Here is a 21,868-nt window from a genome sequence, read left to right on the forward strand (position 1 = left end):
GCCTGGTCAGCCAAGGTGTGTACGGTCCCACTGACGCTACGGGGCTCCGCGGGGCGGCGGCAAGACGCGATCATTGCGGCCCGGCGGCCGATTCGTTGCGTCCTGGGGCGCCCGGGCGGCGATTCGTTGCGCGGGGCGCCGGACCGGCCGCCCGGATCGCGGCATGACGCGGCCCCGGCCGCGCCCGCTGGTGCGGGGCGGCCGGGGCCGGAGGCGCCGCCGGAGGGCCGGCGGATCGGCTCAGCGGAAGCGGGGGTCGTCGCGGCCGCCCTGGTCGCCCGCCGAACCCGAGGAGTCGTCGGCCTCGGGGTTCAGGTCCGTCTCGATCCGCTCCTTGCGGACGCGGCCCTGCACCTTCTTCTGCTCGGTGTGCTCCTCGACGCGCATCCGGACGCGCTCCTTGGGAACCACCTCGGTGTCGATGACGGGCTGGTCCTCGTGCAGGACCACCTCGTGCTCGGCCTCGCTGATGTCCGCGCCGGAGTAGGAGGCGCCGCGGTTCTCCTCGGTGATCGGCTCACGTTCGAGCCGGACCTCCTCGTGCCGGATCGGTACGGTCTGCTCGACCTCTTCGACCTCGACGTACTTGTGCAGCCTGGCCTTGCCGGCCGCGCGGCGCTCGACCCCGATGTGCAGCTCCTCCTCGGAGCGGGTCATGGCGTCGTCCTCGATACCCGACCGCTGCTCGGCGAAGCCGTGCGGACCGGCCCTATGGCCGGTGCCGGCTCCGGCCTCGCTCCCGGACATGCCGGCCGCCCCGCCGGTGCCCATGGCGGTCCCGGCGGACGCCTTCTCGGCGTCGGCGTCCGGGGCGCCGCGCTCCGGCTGGTTCATACCGCCCCCGGCGGCGCCCGCGGCACCGGCCGCGCCCGCCGCGGCGCCGGTGTCCTCGTCGGCGCCCTTCTCCTGGCCGGTGTCCGCCGAGGTGCCGCTGGTCTCCAGGCCGTAGTAGCGGTAGAGGTGCCGCTCCTCCTCGACCGAGAGATGGCCGCCCGAGTCCACGTCGACGTTGGGCGCGCCCTTGACCTGGTCCTTGTCGTACGGGACCTCGAGGTGCTCCTCGCTCAGCCGGGCGGAACGCGTCGGGATGAACGTCTCGTTGTTGCCGAAGAAGCCCGTCTTGACGGTGACCCACTCCGGCTCGCCGGTGCGGTCGTCCAGGTACATGTGCTGGGCGTCGCCGATCTTCTTCCCCTGGGAGTCATGAACCGGATGGCCCACGACCTGGGGTATCTGGTCACGCGTGATCATGTCGCCTCCTGGGGCTGCCCGGGGCCCGTCTGGCCCCGTAAATGCGGCTAACCCCAGCCAAACGGCTGAAACGTTCCCACGAAGGAAATATCGGGCACCGGCCGAAGAGGCGAACACCCCGGCGGCCGGCTCAGTCCGGGCCGCCGGCCCCGTAGCGCCGCAGCAGCGGCGACAGCACCAGCACCGACTTGGTCCGGGTCACGAACGGCTCCCCGGCGATCCGCTCCAGCACCTGCTCGAAGTGCCGTACATCGGCGGCGAAGACCTGCACCACGGCGTCCGCCTCGCCGGTGACGGTCGAGGCCGAGGCCACCTCCGGGTAGCGGGCCAGGCCGCGGCGGATGTCGGAAGGAGAGGTGTTGTGCCGGCAGTACAGCTCCACCAGCGCCTCGGTCTGCCAGCCGAGCGCGGCCGGATCGACCCGTACGGTGAAGCCGGTGATCGCGCCGACCGCGAGCAGCCGGTCCACCCGGCGCTTGACGGCCGGCGCGGACAGACCCACCTCGGCGCCGATGTCGGCGTAGGAGCGGCGGGCGTCGGTGGCCAGCGCGTGCACGATGCGCTCGTCGAGTTCGTTGAGCGGCACGGCTACTGCCAGCTCACGTACAGCGGCTCGCCCTCGGCGTAGCCGGCCGCGCTCTGCACGCCGACCACCGCCCGCTCGGCGAACTCCGCCAGGTCGGCGGCCCCCGCGTAGGTGCAGGCGCTGCGCACCCCGGCGATGATCGCGTCGATCAGGTCCTCCACGCCGGGCCTGACCGGGTCCAGGAACATCCGCGAGGTGGAGATGCCCTCCTCGAACAGCGCCTTGCGGGCCCGGTCGTACGCCGAGTCCTCGCTGGTCCGGTTGCGCACCGCGCGGGCCGAGGCCATCCCGAAGGACTCCTTGTAGAACCGGCCGTCGGCGGCCTGCTGGAGGTCGCCGGGCGACTCGTACGTACCGGCGAACCAGGAACCGATCATCACATTGGACGCGCCGGCCGCGAGCGCCATCGCGACATCGCGCGGGTGCCGTACGCCACCGTCGGCCCAGACGTGCTTGCCGTGCCTGCGGGCCTCGGCCGCGCACTCCAGCACCGCGGAGAACTGCGGGCGGCCGACGCCGGTCATCATCCGGGTGGTGCACATCGCGCCGGGCCCGACCCCGACCTTCACGATGTCCGCGCCGGCCTCGATCAGGTCCCGTACGCCGTGGGCGGCCACCACGTTCCCGGCCACCACCGGCACCCGGGGGTCGAGGCGGCGCACCGCGCGGACCGCGGTCAGCATGGACTCCTGGTGGCCGTGCGCGGTGTCCACCACCAGGGTGTCCACCCCGGCCGCCAGCAACTGCTCGGCCTTGCCGGCCACATCGCCGTTGATACCGACGGCGGCGGCGATCCGCAGCCGCCCGCCGCCGTCCACGGCGGGTTCGTAGAGGGTGGCGCGCAGCGCGCCGGTCCTGGTGAGGATGCCGGCCAGCCGTCCGTCGGCGTCCACCGCCGGGGCGAGCTTGCGGTGGGCGTCCTCCAGCCGGTTGAAGGCCTCGCGCGGGTCGAGGTCGGCGTCGAGCAGCAGCAGGTCCCTGGACATGACCTCGGACAGCTGGGTGAAGCGGTCCACCCCGGTCAGGTCGGACTCGGTCACCACGCCGACCGGGCGGCCCCCGTCGACCACCACGCCCGCGCCGTGCGCCCGCTTGGGCAGCAGCGCCAGCGCGTCGGCGACGGTCTGGCCGGGCGCCAGCGTGATCGGGGTGTCCAGCACCAGGTGGCGCTGCTTGACCCAGCCGACCACCTCGGCGATCACCTCGATCGGGATGTCCTGCGGGATGACCACCAGGCCGCCGCGCCGGGCGACCGTCTCGGCCATCCGGCGCCCCGCGATGGCGGTCATATTGGAGACCACCAGCGGGATGGTGGTGCCGGTGCCGTCGGGCGAGCGCAGGTCGACGGCGTGGCGGGAGCCGACCGTACTGTGCCGCGGCACCATGAAGACGTCGTCGTACGTCAGGTCGTATCCGGGCCGAACATCATTGAGGAAACGCATACCGACTCTCTCACCTGCGAAATTTCACCGGGGCGGCGGGCGGGAGTCAGCACCGGACCGGCGCCTGGCCGGCATCGGACGGGGCTGCGGCTCCTGTTCCCATCATCCCCGATCCGCCCCGGCGGCGTCCCCGGCCCCCGGTCCCGGAGCGGCCGGGCCCAACAGGACGGCGGGGCGGGGCGGGCGCAGACTTGTTCGCAGGCGATGCCGACCCCGAGAGCGAGAAGACGCCATGACCTCTGCCGCCCGGACCCTCGCAGCCCCGTCGAACCCGCAGGTCCTCGTTCTTTTCGGCGCGACCGGCGATCTGGCCGGCCGCAAGCTCTTCCCCGGGCTGTACAAGCTCTTCCGGGCCGGGATGCTGCCCGAGCGGTTCACCGTCATCGGCTCCGGACGGCACTCCCCCGGCAGCGACGAGCATTTCCACCAGCGGCTGGCGGCGAAGGTGCGCGAGCACGCCGCGGACGCCTTCGACGACGAGGCGTGGGCGGCCTTCGCCCGGCACATCACCTTCCAGACCTCGTCCGCCGACGACGGCGAGGCGCTGGCCGCGACCGTACGCCAGGCCCGGCAGGACGCCGGGGACTCGGTGCGGACGCTGGTCTACATGTCGGTACCGCCCAGCAGCATGAAGGCCATGATCCAGATGCTCGGCGCCACCGGCATCGCCGAGGACGCCGCGCTGATCATGGAGAAGCCCTTCGGCAGCGACGAGGCCAGCGCGCGCTCGCTGAACGAGGCGGTGCACCAGGTGGTGCCGGAGGACCGCGTCTTCCGGATCGACCACTTCCTCGGCAAGGAGGCGGTGCAGAACATCCTGGCGCTGCGCTTCGCCAACGGCCTGTTCGAGCCGGCCTGGAACCGCGACCACATCGCCTATGTGCAGATCGACGTGCCGGAGGACATCGGCATCGAGGGCCGCGCCGCCTTCATGGAGGGCACCGGGACCTTCCGCGACATGGTCACCACCCACCTGTGCCAGATCCTCGGCTTCGTCGCCCTGGAGCCGCCGGTGCGGATCGCCCCGAAGGAACTGCGGGCGGAGAAGTACAAGCTCTACCAGTCGCTGCGCCCCTTCGACCCGAAGGAGGTCGTCTTCGGGCAGTACGAGGGCTACCGCGAGGAGGACGGGGTCGATCCCAAGTCGAACGTCGAGACGTTCGTCGCCGCCCGCGCCTGGATCGACAACTGGCGCTGGCAGGGCGTCCCCTTCCTGCTGCGCACCGGCAAGTCCATGGGGCAGTCCCGCCGGCTGGTGACCATCGGCTTCCGCAACCCGCCGGAGACCCTCTTCGACACCGCCTCACGCGAGCAGGCCGGCCCCAACGAACTCGTGCTGGAACTCACCGACGAGCCGCGGATGACCGTCGTCCTGCGCGCCAAGCAGCCCGGACCCGAGCTGGCGCTGGCCGACGCGCGCCTGGAGCTGCGGTTCGAGACGGCGTTTCCGGGGGTGGAGCCCCTGGAGGCGTACGAGAAGCTGCTGCTCGACGCGATGCACGGGGACCACACGCTCTACACCGGGGCCGAGGAGATCGTCCGGCTGTGGCAGGTCTGCGACCCGGTGCTGCGCGACCGCCCCGAACCGCTCCCGTACGCGGCCGGCTCCTGGGGACCGGAAGCCGCGCTGCGCCTGGCCGGCGAGCGGGGCTGGCGGCTCCCCGACAGCTGACCGGGGCCGGGCGCGCCCGGCCGGCTCGCCCGTCAGCGGCCCCCGGCCGCCGCTCCCCCGCCGATGAGGTCGAGGGTGGTGTCCCACAGCCGCTCCGCGACCGCCGGATCGAGCGCGTACCAGGCGACGCCGGAGTGGTCGGCGGGGCGGCTGAAGACCGTGGGCGCCTCGTTGCAGTCGTCGAAGTAGCGTCCGCCGACCTTGTCGAGCAGCGGGGAGGCGGCCAGCAGCACACTGGTGGCGGCCCCCTGCCGGGGCGTCTTGTGGCGCTCCTTGGGGCTCTTCAGACCGCCGGTGTGCTGCTGGAGGTTGGTGGCGATGGCGCCGGGGTTCAGCGCGTTGGCGTAGATGCCCTCACCCGCCCAGCGGCGGGTCGCCTCGACCGCGAGCAGCGTGCCGGCGGTCTTGGACTGGGCGTAGGCCAGCAGCGGGTCGTAGGGGCGGAAGTCGAAGTGCGGGTCCTCGAAGACCACCGGCGAGAACAGGCTTCCGCTGGAGCCGACCGATACGATCCGCGCCCCGCCCGCCGCGGCCAGCGCGCGGTGCAGACCCACCGTCAGCGCGAAGTGGCCCACGAAGTTGGTGGCGAACTGCATCTCCCAGCCTTCGCGGGTGCGCTCCAGCTCCGGCAGGGCCATGATGCCGGCGTTGTTGACCAGGATGTGCAGCGGCCCGTCCCAGCCGGCCGTGAAGGCGCGGACCGAGTCCTGGTCGGCCAGGTCCAGCGGCTGTACGGACACGCGGTCGTTGCCGGTGTCACGGCGGATGCCGGCGGCCACCTCCGCGCCGGCCGCCGGGCGCCGCACGGCGAGGGTCACCTCGGCGCCGGCCCGGGCCAGCGCCCGCGCGGTCTCGATGCCGATACCGGAGGAGGCGCCGGTCACCACGGCCCGGCGCCCCGTCAGATCCACCCCGGCGATCACGTCGTCGGTGGTGGAGGCGAAGCCGAAGGGCGTGCGCATGCTGTCCGTCCTGTCCGTCGTCATGGGCTGACCTTTCCTGCGGTCCGTGACCACCTCAGGGCGCGGCGCCCGCAGCCGCCCATCACCCACGGTGCGGCCGGCGCCGCGCGGCAGCCAGTACCCGGCCGGCACCGGTAGGGGCGGGGACAGGCTGCGGGACGCGCCGCCGCCGGGCCCAAACCCTCGCTCCGGCCCCGGCGCGGCGTATTTTTCGCCCCAGGAGCCGCGCGAGCCCCGCACGAGCCCCGCGAGAGCCGCAGGAAAGGCGATCAGCATGGACAGGATCGGCGTGGGCATCGTCGGAGCCGGCACGGGCGGCTGGGCGTCCATCAGCCACGTGCCCGTGGTCAGCGCGCTGCCGGACTACGAACTGCGGGCCATCAGCACCTCGCGGGCCGAGTCCGCCGCCGCGGCGGCCGAGCAGTACGGCGTCGCTGCCGCCTTCCACCGCTACGAGGATCTCATCGCCCACCCCGGGGTGGACCTGGTGGTGGTCGCCGTGAAGGTCCCGGCGCACTTCGACGTGATCACCGCCGCCCTCGACGCCGGGAAGATGGTCTACAGCGAGTGGCCGCTGGCGAGGAACCTCGCCGAGGCGACCGAACTGGCCGGGCGCGCCGAGCGGGCCGGGCTGCGGACCGTGATCGGCCTCCAGGGCCGGTACGCGCCCGAGGTGCGCTACGCCCGCGACCTGATCGGGCAGGGCTACATCGGGGACGTCCTCGGGACGACCATGGTGGGCTCCGGGATGGTCTGGGGCGACAAGGTGCACCTGCGCGGCAACGCGTACTGGTTCGACGCGGCCAACGGCGCCACGCCGCTCGCCTCCGCCGCCACGCACGCGCTGGACGCGCTGCACTCCGTGCTGGGCGATTTCGCGAGCCTGTCCGCCAACCTGGTCAGCGCCCGCACCGAGGCCACCGTGGTCGAGGACGGCGGAGTCGTCCCGTTCACCGTGGCGGACCAGATCGCCGTCGCCGGCACACTGGCCGGCGGCGCCGCGGCCTCGGTCTTCTACCGCGGCGGGACCTCGCGCGGCAACAACTTCCACTGGGAGATCAACGGCGCCGACGGCGACCTGGTGATCTCCTCGCCCGCCTGGGGCAATATGCAGGTCGCCGATCTGACGCTGGAGGGCGGCCGGGGCGAGGACAGCGCGGTGTCGAAGCTCGCGGTGCCCGAGCAGCACACGACGGACCTGCCGGGCGGGCTGACCCGGCAGGCGAGCGGTGTCGCCGCGCTGTACGCGCGCTTCGCCGCCGACCTCCGCGACGGGACCCGCGACACCCCCGGTTTCGCCCACGCCCTGACCCGCCACCGGGAGATCGACACCGTCGAGCGGGCCTCGCGTACCGGCGCCCGGCAGGAGCTGCCCGGCACGCCGTGACCCGTACGCACCGCCCTCCGCCACCCGAACGGGTGGTAGCCGCGGCGGGGGCGTAGTGGCGGTGAGCACGGCCGGGCGGACCCGTGAAGGATGCGGGAATGCTGTCCACGCGCGCCGCTCAGGAGGCCCTGGTCCAGGTCGTCGCATCGGCCGGCGATCCGTCCCAGTTGCTGCCCGCCCGCGAGCAGATGGCCTTCACGCTGGGCTTCCACATCATCATCGTGCCCTTCGGGGTGGCGCTGACCACGCTGATGATGATCGCCAACTACCGCGGTCTGCGGCACGCCGACGGCCAGGCCCTGCTGCTCGCCCTGCGCTGGTCGAAGGCGGCCGCGGTGCTGTTCGCGGTGGGAGCGGTGACCGGTACCGTGCTGAGCTTCGAACTCGGCCTGCTCTGGCCCGGTCTGATGGGGAAGTACGGCGCCGCCTTCGGCTTCCCCTTCGCCATCGAGGGGCTGTTCTTCTTCCTTGAGGCCATCTTCGTCTCGATCTACATCTACGGCTGGAAGCGGCTCTCCCCCTGGGCGCACTTCTGGACCGGGATCCCGGTCGTCGTCTCCGGGCTGGGCGGGACCGCCTCGGTGGTGGCCGCCAACAGCTGGATGAACGAGCCGGGCGGCATCGTGCTGCGGGGCGGCCGGGTGGTCGACGTCCATCCGGACCAGGTCTTCTTCAACGGCGCCTTCTGGTTCGAGACGATCCACATGTTCATCGCCGCCTACATCGTGGCCGGGTTCACGGTGTGCGGGGTCTACGCCGTCGGGCTGCTCAAGGGGCGCCGCAACCACTACCACCGGCTGGGATTCCTGATCGGCTTCCTGGTGGCCGCCGTCGCCGTGCCGGTGCAGTTCTACGTGGGCGACGTGGTCGCCCGCCAGGTGTTCAACAACGAGCCGAGGAAGTTCGCCGCGATCGAACTGGTGCCGACCACGAGCACCCATGTCCCTGAGACCATCCTCGGCGTCCTGCACGACGGCCGGCCGCGCTACGGCGTCTCGCTGCCGGATGTCGCCTCCCTGCTGGCGGGATTCTCCCCGTCCACCCGCATCCAGGGGCTCAACGAGATCCCGCCGGCGGTGCGCCCGGACGACTCGACGGTGAGCGTGGTGCATCTCGCCTTCGACGTGATGGTCGGCACCGCCTCCGCCATGCTGGCCTTCGTGCTGTGGTTCGCCTGGCTGTGGTGGCGGCGGCGCGAGGTGCCGGCCAACCGCTGGTTCCTGCGCTGCGCCGCCGTCAGCGGACTGGTCTCGGTGGTGAGCCTGGAGAGCGGCTGGGTGGTGACCGAGGTGGGCCGCCAGCCGTGGACGGTGGTGCGGCTGCTGCTGACCCGGGACGCCGTGACGACCGTGGGCAATGTGTGGCCGCTGTTCGCCGTCGTGCTCGCCATCTACATCGCGGTGGCGGTCGCGGCGATGCTCGTGCTGCGCACGCTGACCCGCCAGTGGCAGAGCGAGGGCGACGACGTCGCCCAGGTGCCCTACGGTCCGGAACGGCCGCTGGTGGACGCCGGGAACGGCAACGGCGGGCGGGACGGCGGCGGGAACGGCAACGGCCGCTCGGGCGGTGACCGGGGATGAGCAACGCGGTCGCGGCCCTGATGTTCGTCGGCGTGGTGGCCTACGCGCTGTTCGCCGGGGCGGACTTCGGCGCCGGTTTCTGGGATCTGACCGCTGGCGGCGCCCGGCGCGGCCGGAGCGTCCGCCATCTGATCGACGTGTCCGTGGGCCCGGTCTGGGAGGCCAACCACACCTGGCTGATCTACTGCCTGGTGATGCTCTGGAGCGGCTTCCCCCGCGCCTTCGCGGCGATCACCACCACCCTCTACATCCCGCTCGGCCTCGCGGTGCTGGGCATCGTCCTGCGCGGGTCGGGCTTCGCCTTCCGCAAGGCGGCCCTGCGGACCGCCGAACAGCGGCTGTACGGAGTGGCCTTCGCCGTCTCCTCGGTGCTGACCCCCTACTGCTTCGGCAGCGTGGCCGGGGCGGTCGCCTCGGGCCGGGTGCCGTCAGGCGGGCACGGCGACGCGGTGGGCAGCTGGATCAACCCGACCTCGGCGCTCGGCGGCGTCCTCGCGGTGGTGGTCTGCGCGTATCTGTCCGCGGTCTTCCTCACGGTGGACGCCCGGCACCAGGGCAGCGGCGTGCTGGAAGCCGGATTCCGCGCCCGTACGCTGCTGGCGGGCGCGGTGACCGGGGTGGTGTGCCTGGCCGGTGTCTTCGTCATCCACTCGGACTCGCCGCGGCTGTTCCACCAGCTGAGCCACCGGGGGCTGGGGCTGGTCATCGTCTCCGCGCTGTGCGGGATCGCCGGTCTGTACCTGATGGCGGTCAGGAGACCGTTCGCCGAGCGCTCGCTGGCCGCGGTCGCGGTGGCCGCGGTCGTCACCGGCTGGGGTGTGGCGCAGTACCCCTTCCTGCTGGGCACCCATCTGCGGATCTCGGCCGCCGCCTCGCCCGGCCCCACGCTGTGGGTGCTCATCGCGGTGGCCGGTGTCGCCGGGCTGCTCATCGCCCCCTCGCTGGCGGCGCTGTACATCCTGCAGAACCGGGGCAGGCTGCCCACCCAGGCCTGAACGGCCGGGCGGGCCCCCGGTCAGGGAAGGGCGCCGGGGATCTCCGGGTCCGGGGTGAGCTGCCCGTCCTCCAGGACGACGACCAGCTCGGTGTCGGTGTGCCGCCAGAAGAGCTCCGCGTCGCGCAGGACGTCCTTCACGATCCGCCACTCGCGCGGCATCTGCGCCGCGTATCCCTGCCAGTCACGCACCCGCAGCTGCCGGCCCCCCGGCTCGGCGGGCCACCACGACAGGTCGGTGAGGCAGTCGGCGAGGGCGTCCCAGGTGCGGCCGAACCAGTCGGGAAGATGCAGGTCGGCGACGCAGCGGTCCATGAAGGCCCGCCGGTCGCGGACTCCGGCCAGGTCGAGCACGAGCATGCGCCGATGCTGCCACACCTGATCGGCGCGGCGGCGGCAGCGCGCCCGGGATCACCCGGCGGCGGCGCCCGGCCTCACGGCCCGTCGGGGTCGGCGCGGTCCAGGGCCGGACGCGGCGCCGGGGCGGGCGCGCGCAGCAGGTGGTCGGCGGCGGCGGTGTCGGTGACCAGGCTCGTGACCAGGCCCGAGCGCAGCACCGCGTCGATGGCGGCGGCCTTGCGCATGCCGCCGGCGATGGCCAGCACCTCGGGGATCCGGCGCAGCCGGTCGGCCTCGATGGTGACGCAGCGCTCGCCCAGGTCGCGGCCCACCCGGCGGCCCTGCGCGTCGAACAGGTGCGAGGACATCTCGGCGGCCACCCCCAGGCCCGCGTAGTGCTCGCGCTCGGCCTCGGTGAGCGAGTCGTGCACGGTGGAGACCCCGGCCTCCCAGGACCCGATGGACACCACCGCGACCGTCACCTTGTCGAAGTAGCCCATGGCGGCGGCGATCTGGCTCTGGTTGCGCAGCGCGGCGGCGGTGGCGGAGTCGGCCAGCACCATCGGCGCGTAGAGCGGGTGCGCCTCGCCGCCGGAGACGGCGGCGGCGGTGCGGACCGCCTCCACCGAGCCGCGCTCGGCGGTGCCCACGTCGTAGACCCCGGTGAGCTGCACCACTGTGCAGGGCGCGAGGCGCTCCAGCGCGTTGGCCATGGTGATGATGGAACGGCCCCAGGCCAGGCCCAGCACATCGCCGTCGCTGACCAGTTCGCCCAGCAGGTCGGCGGCGACCGCGCCCAGGTTCTCCGGGTCGGGGGCGTCGGCCTGGTCGGCGGGGGTCTCCACCACGACGGCGTGGCGCAGCCCGTAGTGCGCGCGCAGGGCGTCGGAGCGTTCGGCGTCGAGTTCGGCGGGGACCCGGATCTCGATCCGTACCAGATCGCGTTCGAGGGCGGTCTCCAGCACCCGGGCCACCTTGAAGCGGCTGACCCCGAACTCCTCGGCGATCTGGATCTTCGACTTGCCCTCCAGGTAGAAGCGACGTGCCATCGCCGCCGCCTGGACCATCTCGCCCGGGCCCATACGCAGCTGTGCGCGGCCTGTGCTCACGTCGCCTCTCCCCGGTAGCCCATCTGATCCGCTCCCTGCTCATGCTCCCAGATTCCCGGGGTTACGGGCGCGTAGCTTGCGCCGTACCGGGGCCGTATTCCGCGCCGTTCGCGCCCCGTTCCCGGCGCTGTCGCGGCGCGGTCGCGGGACGTTCGCCGCCGGGGGCCGGTCCCCTCCCTCCCGCTCAGTGGGCGCGGGCGGCGGTGGCCCGGTCGCGCAGCGAGCGGATGGCCGCGGCCGGGTCGTCGGCGCCGTAGACGGCCGATCCGGCGACGAAGACGTCGGCGCCGGCCGCCGCGCAGCGCTCGATGGTCTCGGCCGAGACACCGCCGTCCACCTGGAGCCACATCTGGAGTCCGTAGCGGTCGATCAGCGCCCGGGTGCGGCGGATCTTGGGCAGCATGATGTCCAGGAACGCCTGGCCGCCGAAGCCGGGCTCGACCGTCATGATCAGCAGCATGTCGAGTTCGGGCAGCAGGTCCTCGTACGGCTCGACCGCCGTCCCCGGCTTGAGCGCCATCGACGCCCTGGCACCCTTCGCGCGGATCTCCCGGGCCAGCTTGACCGGGGCCGCGGCGGCCTCGGCGTGGAAGGTGACCGAACCCGCGCCCGCCTCCACGAAGGCGGGCGCCCAGCGGTCCGGCTGCTCGATCATCAGATGGCAGTCCAGCGGGATCGCGGTCGCCCGGCCCAGCGCCTCGACGACCGGAACGCCGAGCGTGAGGTTGGGCACGAAGTGGTTGTCCATCACATCGACGTGGAGCCAGTCGGCTCCCTCGACCGCGGCGGCCTCCTCGGCGAGCCGGGCGAAGTCGGCGGACAGGATGCTGGGACTGATCTGCACGGTCATGCGGCCAGCAAACCAGATTCCGCGCCGGCGCCGCACCACGGCCCGGGCCGCCGCCCATGACGCCCCATCAGCCGGTCCGGCGCAGCAGCGCCAGGTACATCGCGTCGGTGCCGTGCACATGCGGCCACAGCTGGAGGTCCGGGCCGTCGCCCAGCGCCGGGACGCCCGGCAGCAGCGGGCGGGCGTCGAGGAGTTCGGCGGCGGGGGCATGGCCGCCGGCCATCACGTCGTCGACGACCGCGCGGGTCTCGGCCGCGTGCGGCGAGCAGGTGGCGTAGCCGACCACACCGCCGACCCGGACCGCGCGCAGCGCCTCGGTGAGCAGGCCGCGCTGGAGCGGGCCGAAGCCGGCCACGTCCCCGGCGCGGCGCCGCCAGCGTGCCTCCGGGCGGCGGCGCAGCGCGCCCAGGCCGGTGCAGGGCACGTCGACCAGCACACGGTCGAAGGAGCCGGGGGTCCACACCGGCCGGGTGCCGTCGGCGACCACGACCTGGTACGGACCCGGGTTCCCGGCCAGCGCGCGGCTCACCAGCCGGGCCCGGTGCGGCTGCTTCTCGGCGGCGACCAGCAGGGCGCCGCGCTGCGCGGCGAGCGCGGCCAGCAGCGCCGCCTTGCCGCCGGGGCCGGCGCAGACGTCCAGCCAGCGGGCGTCGGGGCCGTCCAGCGGGGCGGCGGCCAGCGCGGCGGCCACCAGCTGGCTGCCCTCGTCCTGCACCCCGGCCAGGCCGTCGCGCACCGCCTCGACAGCGGCCGGGTCGCCGCCCTCCGCGAGCCGCAGCGCGTACGGCGACCAGCGGCCGGGCTCGGTCGAGTCGGGCGGCAGCGAGGCGGCGATCTCCTCGGGGGTGCTGCGTCCGGGGCGGGCGACGAGGGTGACCTCGGGCCGCTCGTTGTCGGCGGCCAGCAGGTCCTCGATCCCGGCCCGGTCGCCGCCCAGCGCGTCCCACATCGCGGCGACGATCCAGCGCGGGTGCGAGTGCACGATGGCGAGATGCTGCTCGGGGTCGGTGTCGTACGGCGGCGCCACCTGGGCGAGCCAGCCGTCCAGGTCGTTGGCGGCGATCTTGCGCAGCACCGCGTTGACGAACCGCGCGCGGCCGTCGCCGAGCACCACCCGGGCCAGCTCCACGCTCGCGGAGACCGCGGCGTGCGCGGGGATCCGGGTGCCCAGCAGCTGGTGCGCCCCCAGCGCCAGCACGTCGAGCACCGGCGGGTCCACCTCGCGCAGCGGCCGGTCCACGCAGGCCGTGATCACCGCGTCGTAGGTGCCCTGCCGCCGCAGCGTCCCGTACACCAGCTCCGTCGCCAGCGCGGCGTCCCTGCGGTCGAAGGTCCCGCCCTTCTTGACCGCCTCCGCCTCGGCCTTCTTCAGCAGCCCGGGCAGCACGAGATTCGCGTAGGCGTCCCGCTCCCCCACCGCCCGCAGCGCCTCGAACGCCAGAATCCGTACGGGGTCCCGCTGGGGCCGGCGGTACGGTTTGCCCTGCGGGCGGCGCCCGGGTGCTTGCGTCACGTGAAAGGTGCTCCGCTTTTTCTCGTACGGTCCAATGATCCCCGCCCAGCGTAACCGCCTGCCAGCGACCCCCACGCGCCCCGGGGTCCCTCCGCCCCTCCGGCCCGCGGCCGAAACAGCCCCCGCAGCGGGCCGGGCTCACCGGCTCACTGCCGCGCCGCGACGGCTTGTCGCGCAGTTCCCCGCGCCCCTGGGTGGAACCGCCGAGCGGAAACGTGCCCCGTCAGGGGCGCGGGGAACTGCGCGGGCAACCACGACGCTGCCGCACCCACCCACGGACAGCGACACCCCACAAGGGGCGCGGGGAACTGCGCGAGCAGCCACCGTCGGCCGGTGGTCCGGAGACGACCGCGGGGGGCACGGCGTGCGGAGCCGGTGGCCCCGGGGCGTCAGCCCAGGAGGGTGCCGGACGGGATGCGGGCCCCGCGGGCCCAGTCGGGGGCCGGCATGCGCTTCTTGCCCTGGGGCTGGACCTCACCGAGGCGGACCGGGTGGCTGCCCGTGCCGACGTGAACCGCGTCCTTCGCGACGGAGAGCTCACCGGGGGCGAGAAGAGGAAGGTCGGGCCGGGCGGCGGGGGCAAGGGCGACCGGGCCCACTTTGAGGCGTTCGCCGGCCACCAGGGTCCACGCCCCGGGCGCGGGCGTGCAGCCCCGGATCAGCCGGTCCACCCGCAGCGCGGGGGCGGCCCAGTCGACGGCCGCGTCCTCCACCGTGAGCTTGGGCGCCAGGGTGACGCCGTCGGCCGGCTGCGGCCGGGCCACCAGATCGCCGGACTCGATGCCGTCCATCGTCGCCGTGAGCAGCCGCGCGCCGCTGTGCGCGAGCCGGCCCAGCAGATCACCACTGGTGTCGGTGGCACGGATCTCCTCGGTGATCACGCCGTAGACCGGCCCGGAGTCCAGCCCCTGCTCGATCAGGAAGGTGGACGCCCCGGTCACCTCGTCGCCGGCCATCACCGCGTGCTGCACGGGTGCGGCACCGCGCCAGGCCGGCAGCAGCGAGAAGTGCAGGTTGACCCAGCCGTGCAGCGGCACGTCCAGCGCCACCTTGGGCAGCAGCGCCCCGTAGGCCACCACCGGGCAGGCGTCCGGCGCGATCTCCCGCAGCCGGGCCAGGAAGTCCTCCTCGCGCGGCCGGCCCGGCTTGAGCACCTCGATGCCAGCCTCGGCCGCGCGCTCGGCGACCGGGCTGGCGAACAGCTTGCGGCCCCGCCCGGCGGTCGCGTCGGGCCGGGTCACCACGGCCACGACCTCGTGCCGGTCGGAGGCGAGCAGGGCGTCCAGTGCGGGTACGGCGGCCTCGGGGGTGCCGGCGAAGACGAGCCTCATCGTGCGGGGTGTGCCTCTCGGTGGGCGGTACGGGCTGCGACGGTAGCGGCCGGCGGGCGACGCCGCCTCACAGGGCGCGCCCGAAGGTGTCGTGCGGGGAGATCCTGACCTGCGGCGTCTGCTCCCCGGCCCAGTCCGCCTCCCGGATCGCCCGCAGCGCCTCCTTGCGCTGCTCCGCGTCGAGCCGGTCGATGAAGATGATGCCGTCCAGATGGTCGGTCTCGTGCTGGATGCAGCGGGCCAGCCGCTCGGTGCCCTCGACGGTGACCGGGTCGCCGTACATGTTGAAGCCCCTGGCGACGACACCGAACGCCCGCTTGCAGTCGTACTGCAGGCCCGGCAGCGACAGGCAGCCCTCGGGGCCGTCCTGCTCCTCCACGCTGAGGCTGAGGTCCGGATTGATCAGATGTCCGAGCTCCCCCTCCACGTGGTAGGTGAACACCCGCAGGGAGACGCCGAGTTGGGGCGCGGCCAGGCCGGCGCCGGGAGCCGCCTGCATCGTCTCGGTCAGGTCCCTGACCAGATGACGCAGTTCGAGGTCGAAGGTGGTGACCGGCTGCGCCGTCATGCGCAGCACCGGGTCGCCGAACAGGCGGATGGGCTTGACGGGCACGCGGGCCTCTCCTGGGGATACGGGCGCCGCGGGGATCGCGGGCACTGGCGGGGCAGGCACCAATTCTAGGGCCGCACCGGGGCGGACGGCGCGCGCCCGTCGCGCGCCCCCCTGCGGGTGGGCAACGTCCCGTTTTGCGTGACTCCATGGGGCGGTGGCGCGTTGGTCAAGAGAGTTTGACCGAAAACGGGTCCACGCGCGCTCAGCCGCGCGGCCCGTTCCTTGTAACCGTCGGTTGGAGAGGCCTGTTGATGCCCGACCACGCAACTCCTGACGCCCAGGCACGGGCAAGCCTGCACCTGCTGGTGCGGGACATCGAAAGGGTCCGCCGCCAGGTGGACGCGCTGCGGACTCTGACCGCCCAGCTGGGCAATGTCTACCGGCCGCGCCGCAGCGGCCCCACCGCCGGATTCGTCGTCTACGGCCGGGCGCCGGCCCCCACCGTGCGGCTCGCCCAGGAACTGCGCGACAGCGTGGAGACCCTGGTCACCGCCGCGGTGGAGTTCGACCGCTCGCTCGGCTTCTCCTGGGACGCGGTGGGCTCCGCGCTGGGTGTGACGAAGCAGGCCGTGCACCGCCGCTACGGCGGCCGTCGTCCCGGCTCCGCCGACCCCGAGGACCAGGCGGTCCGCGGCGCGGCGACCGTCCCCGCCGCCCGCTCCATGCCGCCCGCCCTCCCCCTCCCGCTCGGCGCCCCTCGCGAGGACGCCGTTCCCGCCCTGCCCGGCCCGGCCGCCTCCTCCGCTCCCAGCCCGTCCCTGCCCGGTCCCCGTAACGGCTGACCCCTGTCGGGCCCTCGTCCGCCGGCCGACCGCTCGGCGGGCCGGGGTCCGCCCGCACCGCCCCGCCCGGGTCCGGCGTCCTGTCAGCCGATGTCCGGCGGGTCGATCCGGATGAAGGTGGGTTCGACAGCGCCCCGGGTCACCCGCTGCACCTGCGCCTCCTTGAGGGCCGCCGCCAGGGCCGCGCCCGCCCCCGGGGGCACCCGCAGCAGGAGCCGCTCCCACATCTCGCCCGGCGGCGGGGTCGGGGCACCCGCGCGCCCCCGCCCGGCTCCGGAAGGCCCGGCCACCGGCAGCGGCACCGGCCCGAGCAGATCCGTGCCGGCCGGGAGCCGTACGAGCTCCATGAAGTCCGCGACCGCCGCCGGTGTCCCGGTGACCGAGGCCATCCGCGCCACCGGCGGAAACCTCAGCTCGGCCCGCTCGGCCAGCTCCCGCACCGCGTGCCCGGCCGGGTCCCAGCGCACCAGCGCCTGCACCGGCCGCAGTGTGGCCTCGGCGAGCACCACCACCGTGCCGTTCTCGGCAGCGGGACGCACCAGCGCCGCGGCCAGCGCCCAGCGCCGCAGCGCCTCCTCACCGGCCCGCAGGTCAGGGCGGTTCAGCAGCGCCCAGCCGTCCAGCAGCAGCGCCGCCGCGTAGCCCTCGTCCGCCACCGGCTCGGCGCCCGGGGTGGCGATGACCAGCGCCGGCGCGGCCCCGACGGTGGCGAGCACGGCGTCGCGCCCCGAGGTGCGTACCGGCACCCGGGGAAAGGCCCGCCCCAGCTCCTCGGCGGTGCGCCGGGCGCCGACCACCTGGGCCCGCAGCCGGAAGCCGCCGCACTCCTGGCAGTGCCAGTCGGCGGCGGGCCGCCCGCACCAGCCGCAGTGCGGGGTCCCGGTCTGCTCGCGCAGCTCCAGCGGCCCGGCGCAGGCCGAGCAGCGGGCGGGTTCCCGGCAGCGGTCGCAGGCGAGCCTGGGTACGTAGCCGCGGCGGGGCACCTGGACGAGGACCGGGCCGCGGGTGAGCGCCTCCTTGGTGACCTGCCAGGCCAGCGACGGCAGCCGGGCGGCCCTGGCGGCCTCGTCGCGGGCCTGGTCGCCGTCGCCGACGGTACGGATCAGGGGGGCGGCAGCGCGCACCTCGTCGCGGCTCGCGGCCAGCGGCAGCGCCCAGCCGCTGTCCACCAGTTGGGCGCCCTCCACAGTGCTGGTGATCCCGCCGAGCAGGAAGGCGGTGCGCTCCTCGCGGGCCCGCAGCAGCAGCACGTCCCGGGCGTGCGGCTGCGGGGCGTGCGGTTCGGCGTGGCTGGAGTCGCCGTCGTCCCACAGCGCCACCAGGCCGAGGTCGGCGACGGGCGCGAACATCGCCGCGCGGGTGCCGATCACCGCCCGGACCGCGCCGCGGCTGACCGAGAGCCAGCGCTGGTAGCGCTGCTCCGGGCCGGCGTCGGCGGTCAGCATCACATGGTGGCCTGCGCCGATCGCCTCGGTGAGGGCGGCGTCCACCCGGGCGGCGGACCGCCCGTCGGGCAGCACGGCCAGCGCGCCGCGCCCGGCGGCCAGGGTGGCCGCCATGGCCAGCGCGAGTTCGCGCGGCCAGTGCGGCCCGGGCAGCGCCAGCCAGACCGCTCGGGGGGTGTCGCCGCGGCCGAGTGCCTGGAGGTAGGCGGGGCCGGTGCCGTAGCGCGTCCAGCTGCCGGGCTCCGGCGCCGGCGGGTACGGCAGCGGTTCGGGGGACGGCTTGCGCTCGGCGCGGGCCATCCGGGGCGGTACGGCGAGCTGGACGACATCGGCGAGCGCTCCGGCGTACCGGTCGGCGACCCGGCGGCACAGCGCCAGCAGCGGCGGGGCGAGCACCGGCTCGGCGGACAGCACCTGGGCGAGCGGGGCGAGCGGGCCCGCGTAGTCGCTGTCGGTGCGGCGTTCGACGATGAAGCCGTCATGCAGGGTGCCGCCCTCACGGCGGCCGCCGACCACCCGCGCGCCGAAACGGACCCGGACCCGTACGCCCGGCCGGGCCTCCGCGTCCATCGCGGCGGGGACGGCGTAGTCGAAGAACTGGTCGAGGTGCAGCAGCCCCTTGTCGACCAGCACCCGGGCGACCGGCAGCCCCTCGGCCAGGGCGGCGCCGTGCCAGGTTCGGGGCTTGGCCCGGGTCTTGCGGACGGTCGCGCGGATCAGCGCGAGCTGTTCGCCGCCGGGGGCCTCCTGCCCGGCTCGCCGCTGGTCCTGCCCGTTCTCGCCGCTCACCCTGATTTCCTACCAGACACCTCGGACAGCTTCCGCCGCGCCGGCCGCCGGCCGGCCGCACGATCCGCGCGGACCGGACGCGGACACACCCCGGGCCCGGTCCCTGTCAGCAGGGGCCGGGCCCGGTCGTACGGCGAGCCGCGGGCGCCGCGGCGGCCGGCGGGGACTACAGGCCGGTGGCGGCGCGCAGCGCGTCCACCCGGTCGGTGCGCTCCCAGGTGAAGTCCGGCAGGTCGCGGCCGAAGTGGCCGTACGCGGCGGTCTGGGCGTAGATCGGCCGCAGCAGGTCGAGGTCGCGGATGATGGCGGCCGGACGCAGGTCGAAGACCTGGCCGATGGCCAGCTCGATCTTCTCCACCTCCACGTTCTCGGTGCCGAAGGTCTCCACGAACAGTCCGACCGGCTCCGCCTTGCCGATGGCGTAGGCGACCTGGACCTCGCAGCGGGCGGCGAGGCCGGCCGCGACCACGTTCTTGGCGACCCAGCGCATCGCGTAGGCGGCCGAGCGGTCGACCTTGGACGGGTCCTTGCCGGAGAAGGCGCCGCCGCCGTGGCGGGCCATGCCGCCGTAGGTGTCGATGATGATCTTGCGTCCGGTCAGTCCGGCGTCGCCCATCGGGCCGCCGATCTCGAACCGGCCGGTGGGGTTGACCAGCAGCTTGTAGCCCTCGGTGTCGAGCTTGATGCCGTCGTCGAGCAGTGCCTTCAGCTCGACCTCCACCACGAACTCGCGGATGTCGGGGGCGAGCAGCGAGTCCAGGTCGATGTCCGAGGCGTGCTGCGAGGAGACCACCACGGTGTCGAGGCGGACCGCCTTGTCGCCGTCGTACTCGATGGTGACCTGCGTCTTGCCGTCGGGACGCAGGTACGGGATGGTGCCGTTCTTGCGGACCTCGGTGAGGCGCTTGGACAGCCGGTGCGCCAGGTGGATCGGGAGCGGCATCAGCTCGGGCGTCTCGTCGCACGCGTAGCCGAACATCAGGCCCTGGTCGCCGGCGCCCTGCTTGTTCAGGTCGTCGGCGTCGTCCGCGTCATCGGCGCCGACCCGCTTCTCGTAGGCGGTGTCGACGCCCTGGGCGATGTCGGGCGACTGGGCGCCGATGGACACCGAGACGCCGCAGGAGGCGCCGTCGAAGCCCTTCTTGGACGAGTCGTAGCCGATCTCCAGGATCTTGTTGCGCACCAGGCTGGCGATGTCCGCGTAGGCGGTCGTCGTCACCTCGCCCGCGATGTGCACCTGGCCGGTGGTGATCAACGTCTCGACGGCGACCCGGGATGTGGGGTCGGCGGTGAGGAGCGCGTCGAGGATGGTGTCGCTGATCTGGTCAGCGATCTTGTCAGGATGTCCTTCGGTGACGGACTCCGAGGTGAACAGACGGCGGGACACATCGCTCCCTGGGGTTGCAGCGGCTGCTGGCTCACATATGGGTGGAGGGCGCGGGGCTGCGCCCGGCCTCCGCGGTTAGTTTATCCTCCGAGTCGCCGGGCGCATCCGGCATCTCGCCCATTGGATATGCCATGACCTGCGCCACCATGTCCAGGACCCGCGCGGTAAGTACGGGAAAAGCATCAGCCGGACCCGGCGCGCCGGGTCAGGCCAATCGGGCGACGACCAGGTCCCACACCTGGTCGGCGAGGGCTTCCTTGGGGCCGTGCGGGATCGGGGTCGAGCTGCCGTCGGCGCCCAGTACGACGCCCTCGTTCTCGTCGGTGCCGAAGGCCTTGCCGTTCCCGACCTCGTTGACCACCAGCAGGTCGCAGCCCTTGCGGGCGAGTTTCGCGCGGCCGTTGGCGAGGACGTCGTCGGTCTCGGCGGCGAAGCCGACCACCAGTTGGCCGGGCCTGGGCCGTTCGGCGGACAGCTCGGCGAGGATGTCGGGATTGCGGACCAGGGCGATCGGCGCGGGCTCCTCGCCGTCCTTCTTCTTGATCTTGCCGGCGGCGTAGACGGCGGGCCGGAAGTCGGCCACCGCCGCGGCCATCACCACCGCGTCCGCGTCGGCGGCGGCCTTGAGTACGGCCTCGCGCAGCTGCTCGGCGGTGCCGACGGCCAGCACCCGGGCGCCGGCCGGGTCGGGCAGGCCGGTGTTGGCGGCCACCAGGGTGACGCGGGCGCCGCGGGCGACGGCGGTACGGGCCAGCGCGTAGCCCTGCTTGCCCGACGAGCGGTTGCCGAGGAAGCGGACCGGGTCCAGCGGCTCGCGGGTGCCGCCGGCGCTGATCACCACATGGCGGCCGGCCAGGTCGGGCTCGGCCGGACCGCGGGTCAGCACCCGGCGGCAGACCTCGAAGATCTCGGCCGGGTCGGGCAGCCGGCCCTTGCCGGTGTCGGCGCCGGTCAGCCGGCCCGAGGCGGGCTCGATGACGACGCAGCCGCGGCGGCGCAGCGTGGCGACGTTCTCCTGGGTGGCGGGGTGCTCCCACATCTCGGTGTGCATGGCGGGGGCGAAGACCACCGGGCAGCGGGCGGTGAGCAGGGTGTTGGTCAGCAGGTCGTCGGCGAGGCCGTGGGCGGCCCTGGCCAGCGTGTCGGCGGTGGCGGGCGCGACCACCACCAGGTCGGCGTGCTGCCCGATGCCGACGTGCGGCACCTGGTGGACGTCGTCCCAGACCCGGGTGGTGACCGGGTGGCCGGACAGCGCCGCCCAGGTGGCCTCGCCGACGAAGTGCAGCGCGGAGTCGGTGGGCACCACCCGTACGTCGTGCCCGGACTCGGTGAACCGCCGCAGCAGCTCGCACGCCTTGTAGGCGGCGATGCCGCCGCTGACGCCCAGCACGATCCGCGGCGTGCCCTGCTCGCTCATCGTCTCTCCCACCGTACGTACCGCCCGGAGGCCGCCCGGGGCGGCCGGAGCGGGGGCCGCCGAGGGTCCGCGCCCACCCCATGACACACCACGGGCCCGGCGGTCGCTTCCGCCGGGCCCAGGGTGTGGCGAACGCCTCAGTTGATCGGCGGTGCCTCGACGGCCTCGGAGGTCAGCAGGCCCGCGTTGATCTCGCGCAGCGCGATGGAAAGCGGCTTCTCGTGGACGTGGGTGTCCACCAGCGGTCCGACATACTCCAGCAGGCCTTCGCCGAGCTGGGAGTAGTACGCGTTGATCTGCCGCGCGCGCTTGGCCGCGTAGATCACCAGGCTGTACTTCGAGTCGGTGGCCTCGAGCAGCTCATCGATCGGCGGGTTGATGATGCCCTCGGGCGTGGTGATGGAAGAGGACACGCTCTA

At 73.9% G+C, this 21,868-nt stretch carries 19 protein-coding genes; 5 read left to right on the forward strand and 14 right to left on the reverse strand.

The features are described from left to right. Positions 1–240: 240 nt before the first annotated feature. From ACFO3J_RS11150 to ACFO3J_RS11160, 3 genes are all read right to left on the reverse strand, one after another. On the reverse strand, positions 241–1,251 hold the full coding sequence (locus ACFO3J_RS11150; protein WP_386428657.1) for a PRC and DUF2382 domain-containing protein: 1,011 nt from the start codon (positions 1,249–1,251) through the stop codon (positions 241–243). A 130-nt stretch (positions 1,252–1,381) separates the two neighbouring features. Beyond that, positions 1,382–1,837, reverse strand: coding sequence for an Lrp/AsnC family transcriptional regulator (locus tag ACFO3J_RS11155; protein ID WP_386428660.1), 456 nt, complete (start codon positions 1,835–1,837; stop codon positions 1,382–1,384). A 2-nt stretch (positions 1,838–1,839) separates the two neighbouring features. Then, positions 1,840–3,279, reverse strand: coding sequence for a GuaB1 family IMP dehydrogenase-related protein (locus tag ACFO3J_RS11160; RefSeq protein ID WP_386428663.1), 1,440 nt, complete (start codon positions 3,277–3,279; stop codon positions 1,840–1,842). 232 nt (positions 3,280–3,511) lie between these two features. On the opposite strand from ACFO3J_RS11160, the gene zwf reads away from it, so the two are divergent. After that, a complete protein-coding gene (gene zwf, locus ACFO3J_RS11165; RefSeq protein WP_386428665.1) occupies positions 3,512–4,951 on the forward strand; it encodes a glucose-6-phosphate dehydrogenase in 1,440 nt (479 codons plus the stop codon). Between the two features lie 32 nt (positions 4,952–4,983). Here zwf and ACFO3J_RS11170 read toward each other — a convergent pair whose 3' ends face one another. Then, a complete protein-coding gene (locus ACFO3J_RS11170) occupies positions 4,984–5,937 on the reverse strand; it encodes an SDR family NAD(P)-dependent oxidoreductase (protein WP_386428668.1) in 954 nt (317 codons plus the stop codon). A 250-nt stretch (positions 5,938–6,187) separates the two neighbouring features. Here ACFO3J_RS11170 and ACFO3J_RS11175 point away from each other — a divergent pair, with 250 nt between their 5' ends. The 3 genes from ACFO3J_RS11175 (at position 6,188) to ACFO3J_RS11185 (ending at position 9,875) form a co-directional block, all read left to right on the forward strand. Then, a complete protein-coding gene (locus ACFO3J_RS11175; protein WP_386428671.1) occupies positions 6,188–7,300 on the forward strand; it encodes a Gfo/Idh/MocA family protein in 1,113 nt (370 codons plus the stop codon). A gap of 98 nt (positions 7,301–7,398) precedes the next feature. Beyond that, on the forward strand, positions 7,399–8,880 hold the full coding sequence (locus ACFO3J_RS11180) for a cytochrome ubiquinol oxidase subunit I (protein WP_386428672.1): 1,482 nt from the start codon (positions 7,399–7,401) through the stop codon (positions 8,878–8,880). Next, positions 8,877–9,875, forward strand: coding sequence for a cytochrome d ubiquinol oxidase subunit II (locus tag ACFO3J_RS11185; protein ID WP_386428675.1), 999 nt, complete (start codon positions 8,877–8,879; stop codon positions 9,873–9,875). Before ACFO3J_RS11180 ends, ACFO3J_RS11185 begins: the two co-directional genes overlap by 4 nt. 20 nt (positions 9,876–9,895) lie before the next feature. Here the strand turns inward: ACFO3J_RS11185 and ACFO3J_RS11190 are convergent, their stop codons facing one another. The 6 genes from ACFO3J_RS11190 to def form a co-directional block, all read right to left on the reverse strand. Next, positions 9,896–10,234, reverse strand: a complete 339-nt coding sequence (locus ACFO3J_RS11190) for a barstar family protein (RefSeq protein WP_386428678.1) — start codon at positions 10,232–10,234, stop codon at positions 9,896–9,898. Between the two features lie 74 nt (positions 10,235–10,308). Continuing rightward, a complete protein-coding gene (locus ACFO3J_RS11195) occupies positions 10,309–11,295 on the reverse strand; it encodes a sugar-binding transcriptional regulator (RefSeq protein WP_386429192.1) in 987 nt (328 codons plus the stop codon). 211 nt (positions 11,296–11,506) lie between these two features. Beyond that, positions 11,507–12,172: a ribulose-phosphate 3-epimerase gene (gene rpe, locus ACFO3J_RS11200; RefSeq protein ID WP_386428680.1), complete on the reverse strand. Its 666-nt coding sequence runs from the start codon at positions 12,170–12,172 to the stop codon at positions 11,507–11,509. A gap of 67 nt (positions 12,173–12,239) precedes the next feature. Continuing rightward, entirely contained in the window at positions 12,240–13,685 is a 1,446-nt protein-coding gene (locus ACFO3J_RS11205) for an RsmB/NOP family class I SAM-dependent RNA methyltransferase (protein WP_386428683.1), read from the reverse strand. A 389-nt stretch (positions 13,686–14,074) separates the two neighbouring features. Then, positions 14,075–15,016 (reverse strand): methionyl-tRNA formyltransferase, encoded by a 942-nt coding sequence (gene fmt / locus ACFO3J_RS11210; RefSeq protein ID WP_386428686.1) that lies wholly within the window; start codon positions 15,014–15,016, stop codon positions 14,075–14,077. Between the two features lie 67 nt (positions 15,017–15,083). Continuing rightward, a complete protein-coding gene (gene def, locus ACFO3J_RS11215) occupies positions 15,084–15,629 on the reverse strand; it encodes a peptide deformylase (protein WP_386428689.1) in 546 nt (181 codons plus the stop codon). A gap of 251 nt (positions 15,630–15,880) precedes the next feature. Between def and ACFO3J_RS11220 the strand changes: the two genes are divergently transcribed. Continuing rightward, positions 15,881–16,411 carry a hypothetical protein gene (locus ACFO3J_RS11220; protein ID WP_386428691.1) on the forward strand — a complete coding sequence of 177 codons (531 nt, stop codon included), beginning with the start codon at positions 15,881–15,883 and terminating at the stop codon, positions 16,409–16,411. Between the two features lie 83 nt (positions 16,412–16,494). Here the strand turns inward: ACFO3J_RS11220 and ACFO3J_RS11225 are convergent, their stop codons facing one another. From ACFO3J_RS11225 to rpoZ, 4 genes are all read right to left on the reverse strand, one after another. Further along, on the reverse strand, positions 16,495–18,645 hold the full coding sequence (locus tag ACFO3J_RS11225) for a primosomal protein N' (protein ID WP_386428693.1): 2,151 nt from the start codon (positions 18,643–18,645) through the stop codon (positions 16,495–16,497). A gap of 166 nt (positions 18,646–18,811) precedes the next feature. Beyond that, the gene (gene metK, locus ACFO3J_RS11230) at positions 18,812–20,032 is read right to left on the reverse strand and encodes a methionine adenosyltransferase (protein WP_386428695.1); all 1,221 of its coding nucleotides are present in this window, start codon (positions 20,030–20,032) and stop codon (positions 18,812–18,814) included. A 205-nt stretch (positions 20,033–20,237) separates the two neighbouring features. Further along, positions 20,238–21,449, reverse strand: coding sequence for a bifunctional phosphopantothenoylcysteine decarboxylase/phosphopantothenate--cysteine ligase CoaBC (gene coaBC, locus ACFO3J_RS11235; RefSeq protein ID WP_386428698.1), 1,212 nt, complete (start codon positions 21,447–21,449; stop codon positions 20,238–20,240). Between the two features lie 137 nt (positions 21,450–21,586). Further along, a complete protein-coding gene (gene rpoZ, locus ACFO3J_RS11240) occupies positions 21,587–21,862 on the reverse strand; it encodes a DNA-directed RNA polymerase subunit omega (RefSeq protein ID WP_093742832.1) in 276 nt (91 codons plus the stop codon). Positions 21,863–21,868 lie beyond the last annotated feature (6 nt).

The organism is Streptomyces polygonati, assembly GCF_042650325.1.
GTDB classification, from domain to species: Bacteria; Actinomycetota; Actinomycetes; order Streptomycetales; family Streptomycetaceae; genus Actinacidiphila; species Actinacidiphila polygonati.

Bases quoted from the DNA above. Each gene is read 5' to 3' on its own strand.
- ACFO3J_RS11150 (WP_386428657.1), bottom strand. From the start codon at position 1,251: ATGATCACGCGTGACCAGATACCCCAGGTCGTGGGCCATCCGGTTCAT.
- ACFO3J_RS11160 (WP_386428663.1), bottom strand. From the start codon at position 3,279: ATGCGTTTCCTCAATGATGTTCGGCCCGGATACGACCTGACGTACGAC.
- zwf (WP_386428665.1), top strand. From the start codon at position 3,512: ATGACCTCTGCCGCCCGGACCCTCGCAGCCCCGTCGAACCCGCAGGTC.
- ACFO3J_RS11170 (WP_386428668.1), bottom strand. From the start codon at position 5,937: ATGACGACGGACAGGACGGACAGCATGCGCACGCCCTTCGGCTTCGCC.
- ACFO3J_RS11175 (WP_386428671.1), top strand. From the start codon at position 6,188: ATGGACAGGATCGGCGTGGGCATCGTCGGAGCCGGCACGGGCGGCTGG.
- ACFO3J_RS11180 (WP_386428672.1), top strand. From the start codon at position 7,399: ATGCTGTCCACGCGCGCCGCTCAGGAGGCCCTGGTCCAGGTCGTCGCA.
- ACFO3J_RS11185 (WP_386428675.1), top strand. From the start codon at position 8,877: ATGAGCAACGCGGTCGCGGCCCTGATGTTCGTCGGCGTGGTGGCCTAC.
- ACFO3J_RS11190 (WP_386428678.1), bottom strand. From the start codon at position 10,234: ATGCTCGTGCTCGACCTGGCCGGAGTCCGCGACCGGCGGGCCTTCATG.
- ACFO3J_RS11195 (WP_386429192.1), bottom strand. From the start codon at position 11,295: ATGGGCCCGGGCGAGATGGTCCAGGCGGCGGCGATGGCACGTCGCTTC.
- rpe (WP_386428680.1), bottom strand. From the start codon at position 12,172: ATGACCGTGCAGATCAGTCCCAGCATCCTGTCCGCCGACTTCGCCCGG.
- fmt (WP_386428686.1), bottom strand. From the start codon at position 15,016: ATGAGGCTCGTCTTCGCCGGCACCCCCGAGGCCGCCGTACCCGCACTG.
- ACFO3J_RS11220 (WP_386428691.1), top strand. From the start codon at position 15,881: ATGCCCGACCACGCAACTCCTGACGCCCAGGCACGGGCAAGCCTGCAC.
- coaBC (WP_386428698.1), bottom strand. From the start codon at position 21,449: ATGAGCGAGCAGGGCACGCCGCGGATCGTGCTGGGCGTCAGCGGCGGC.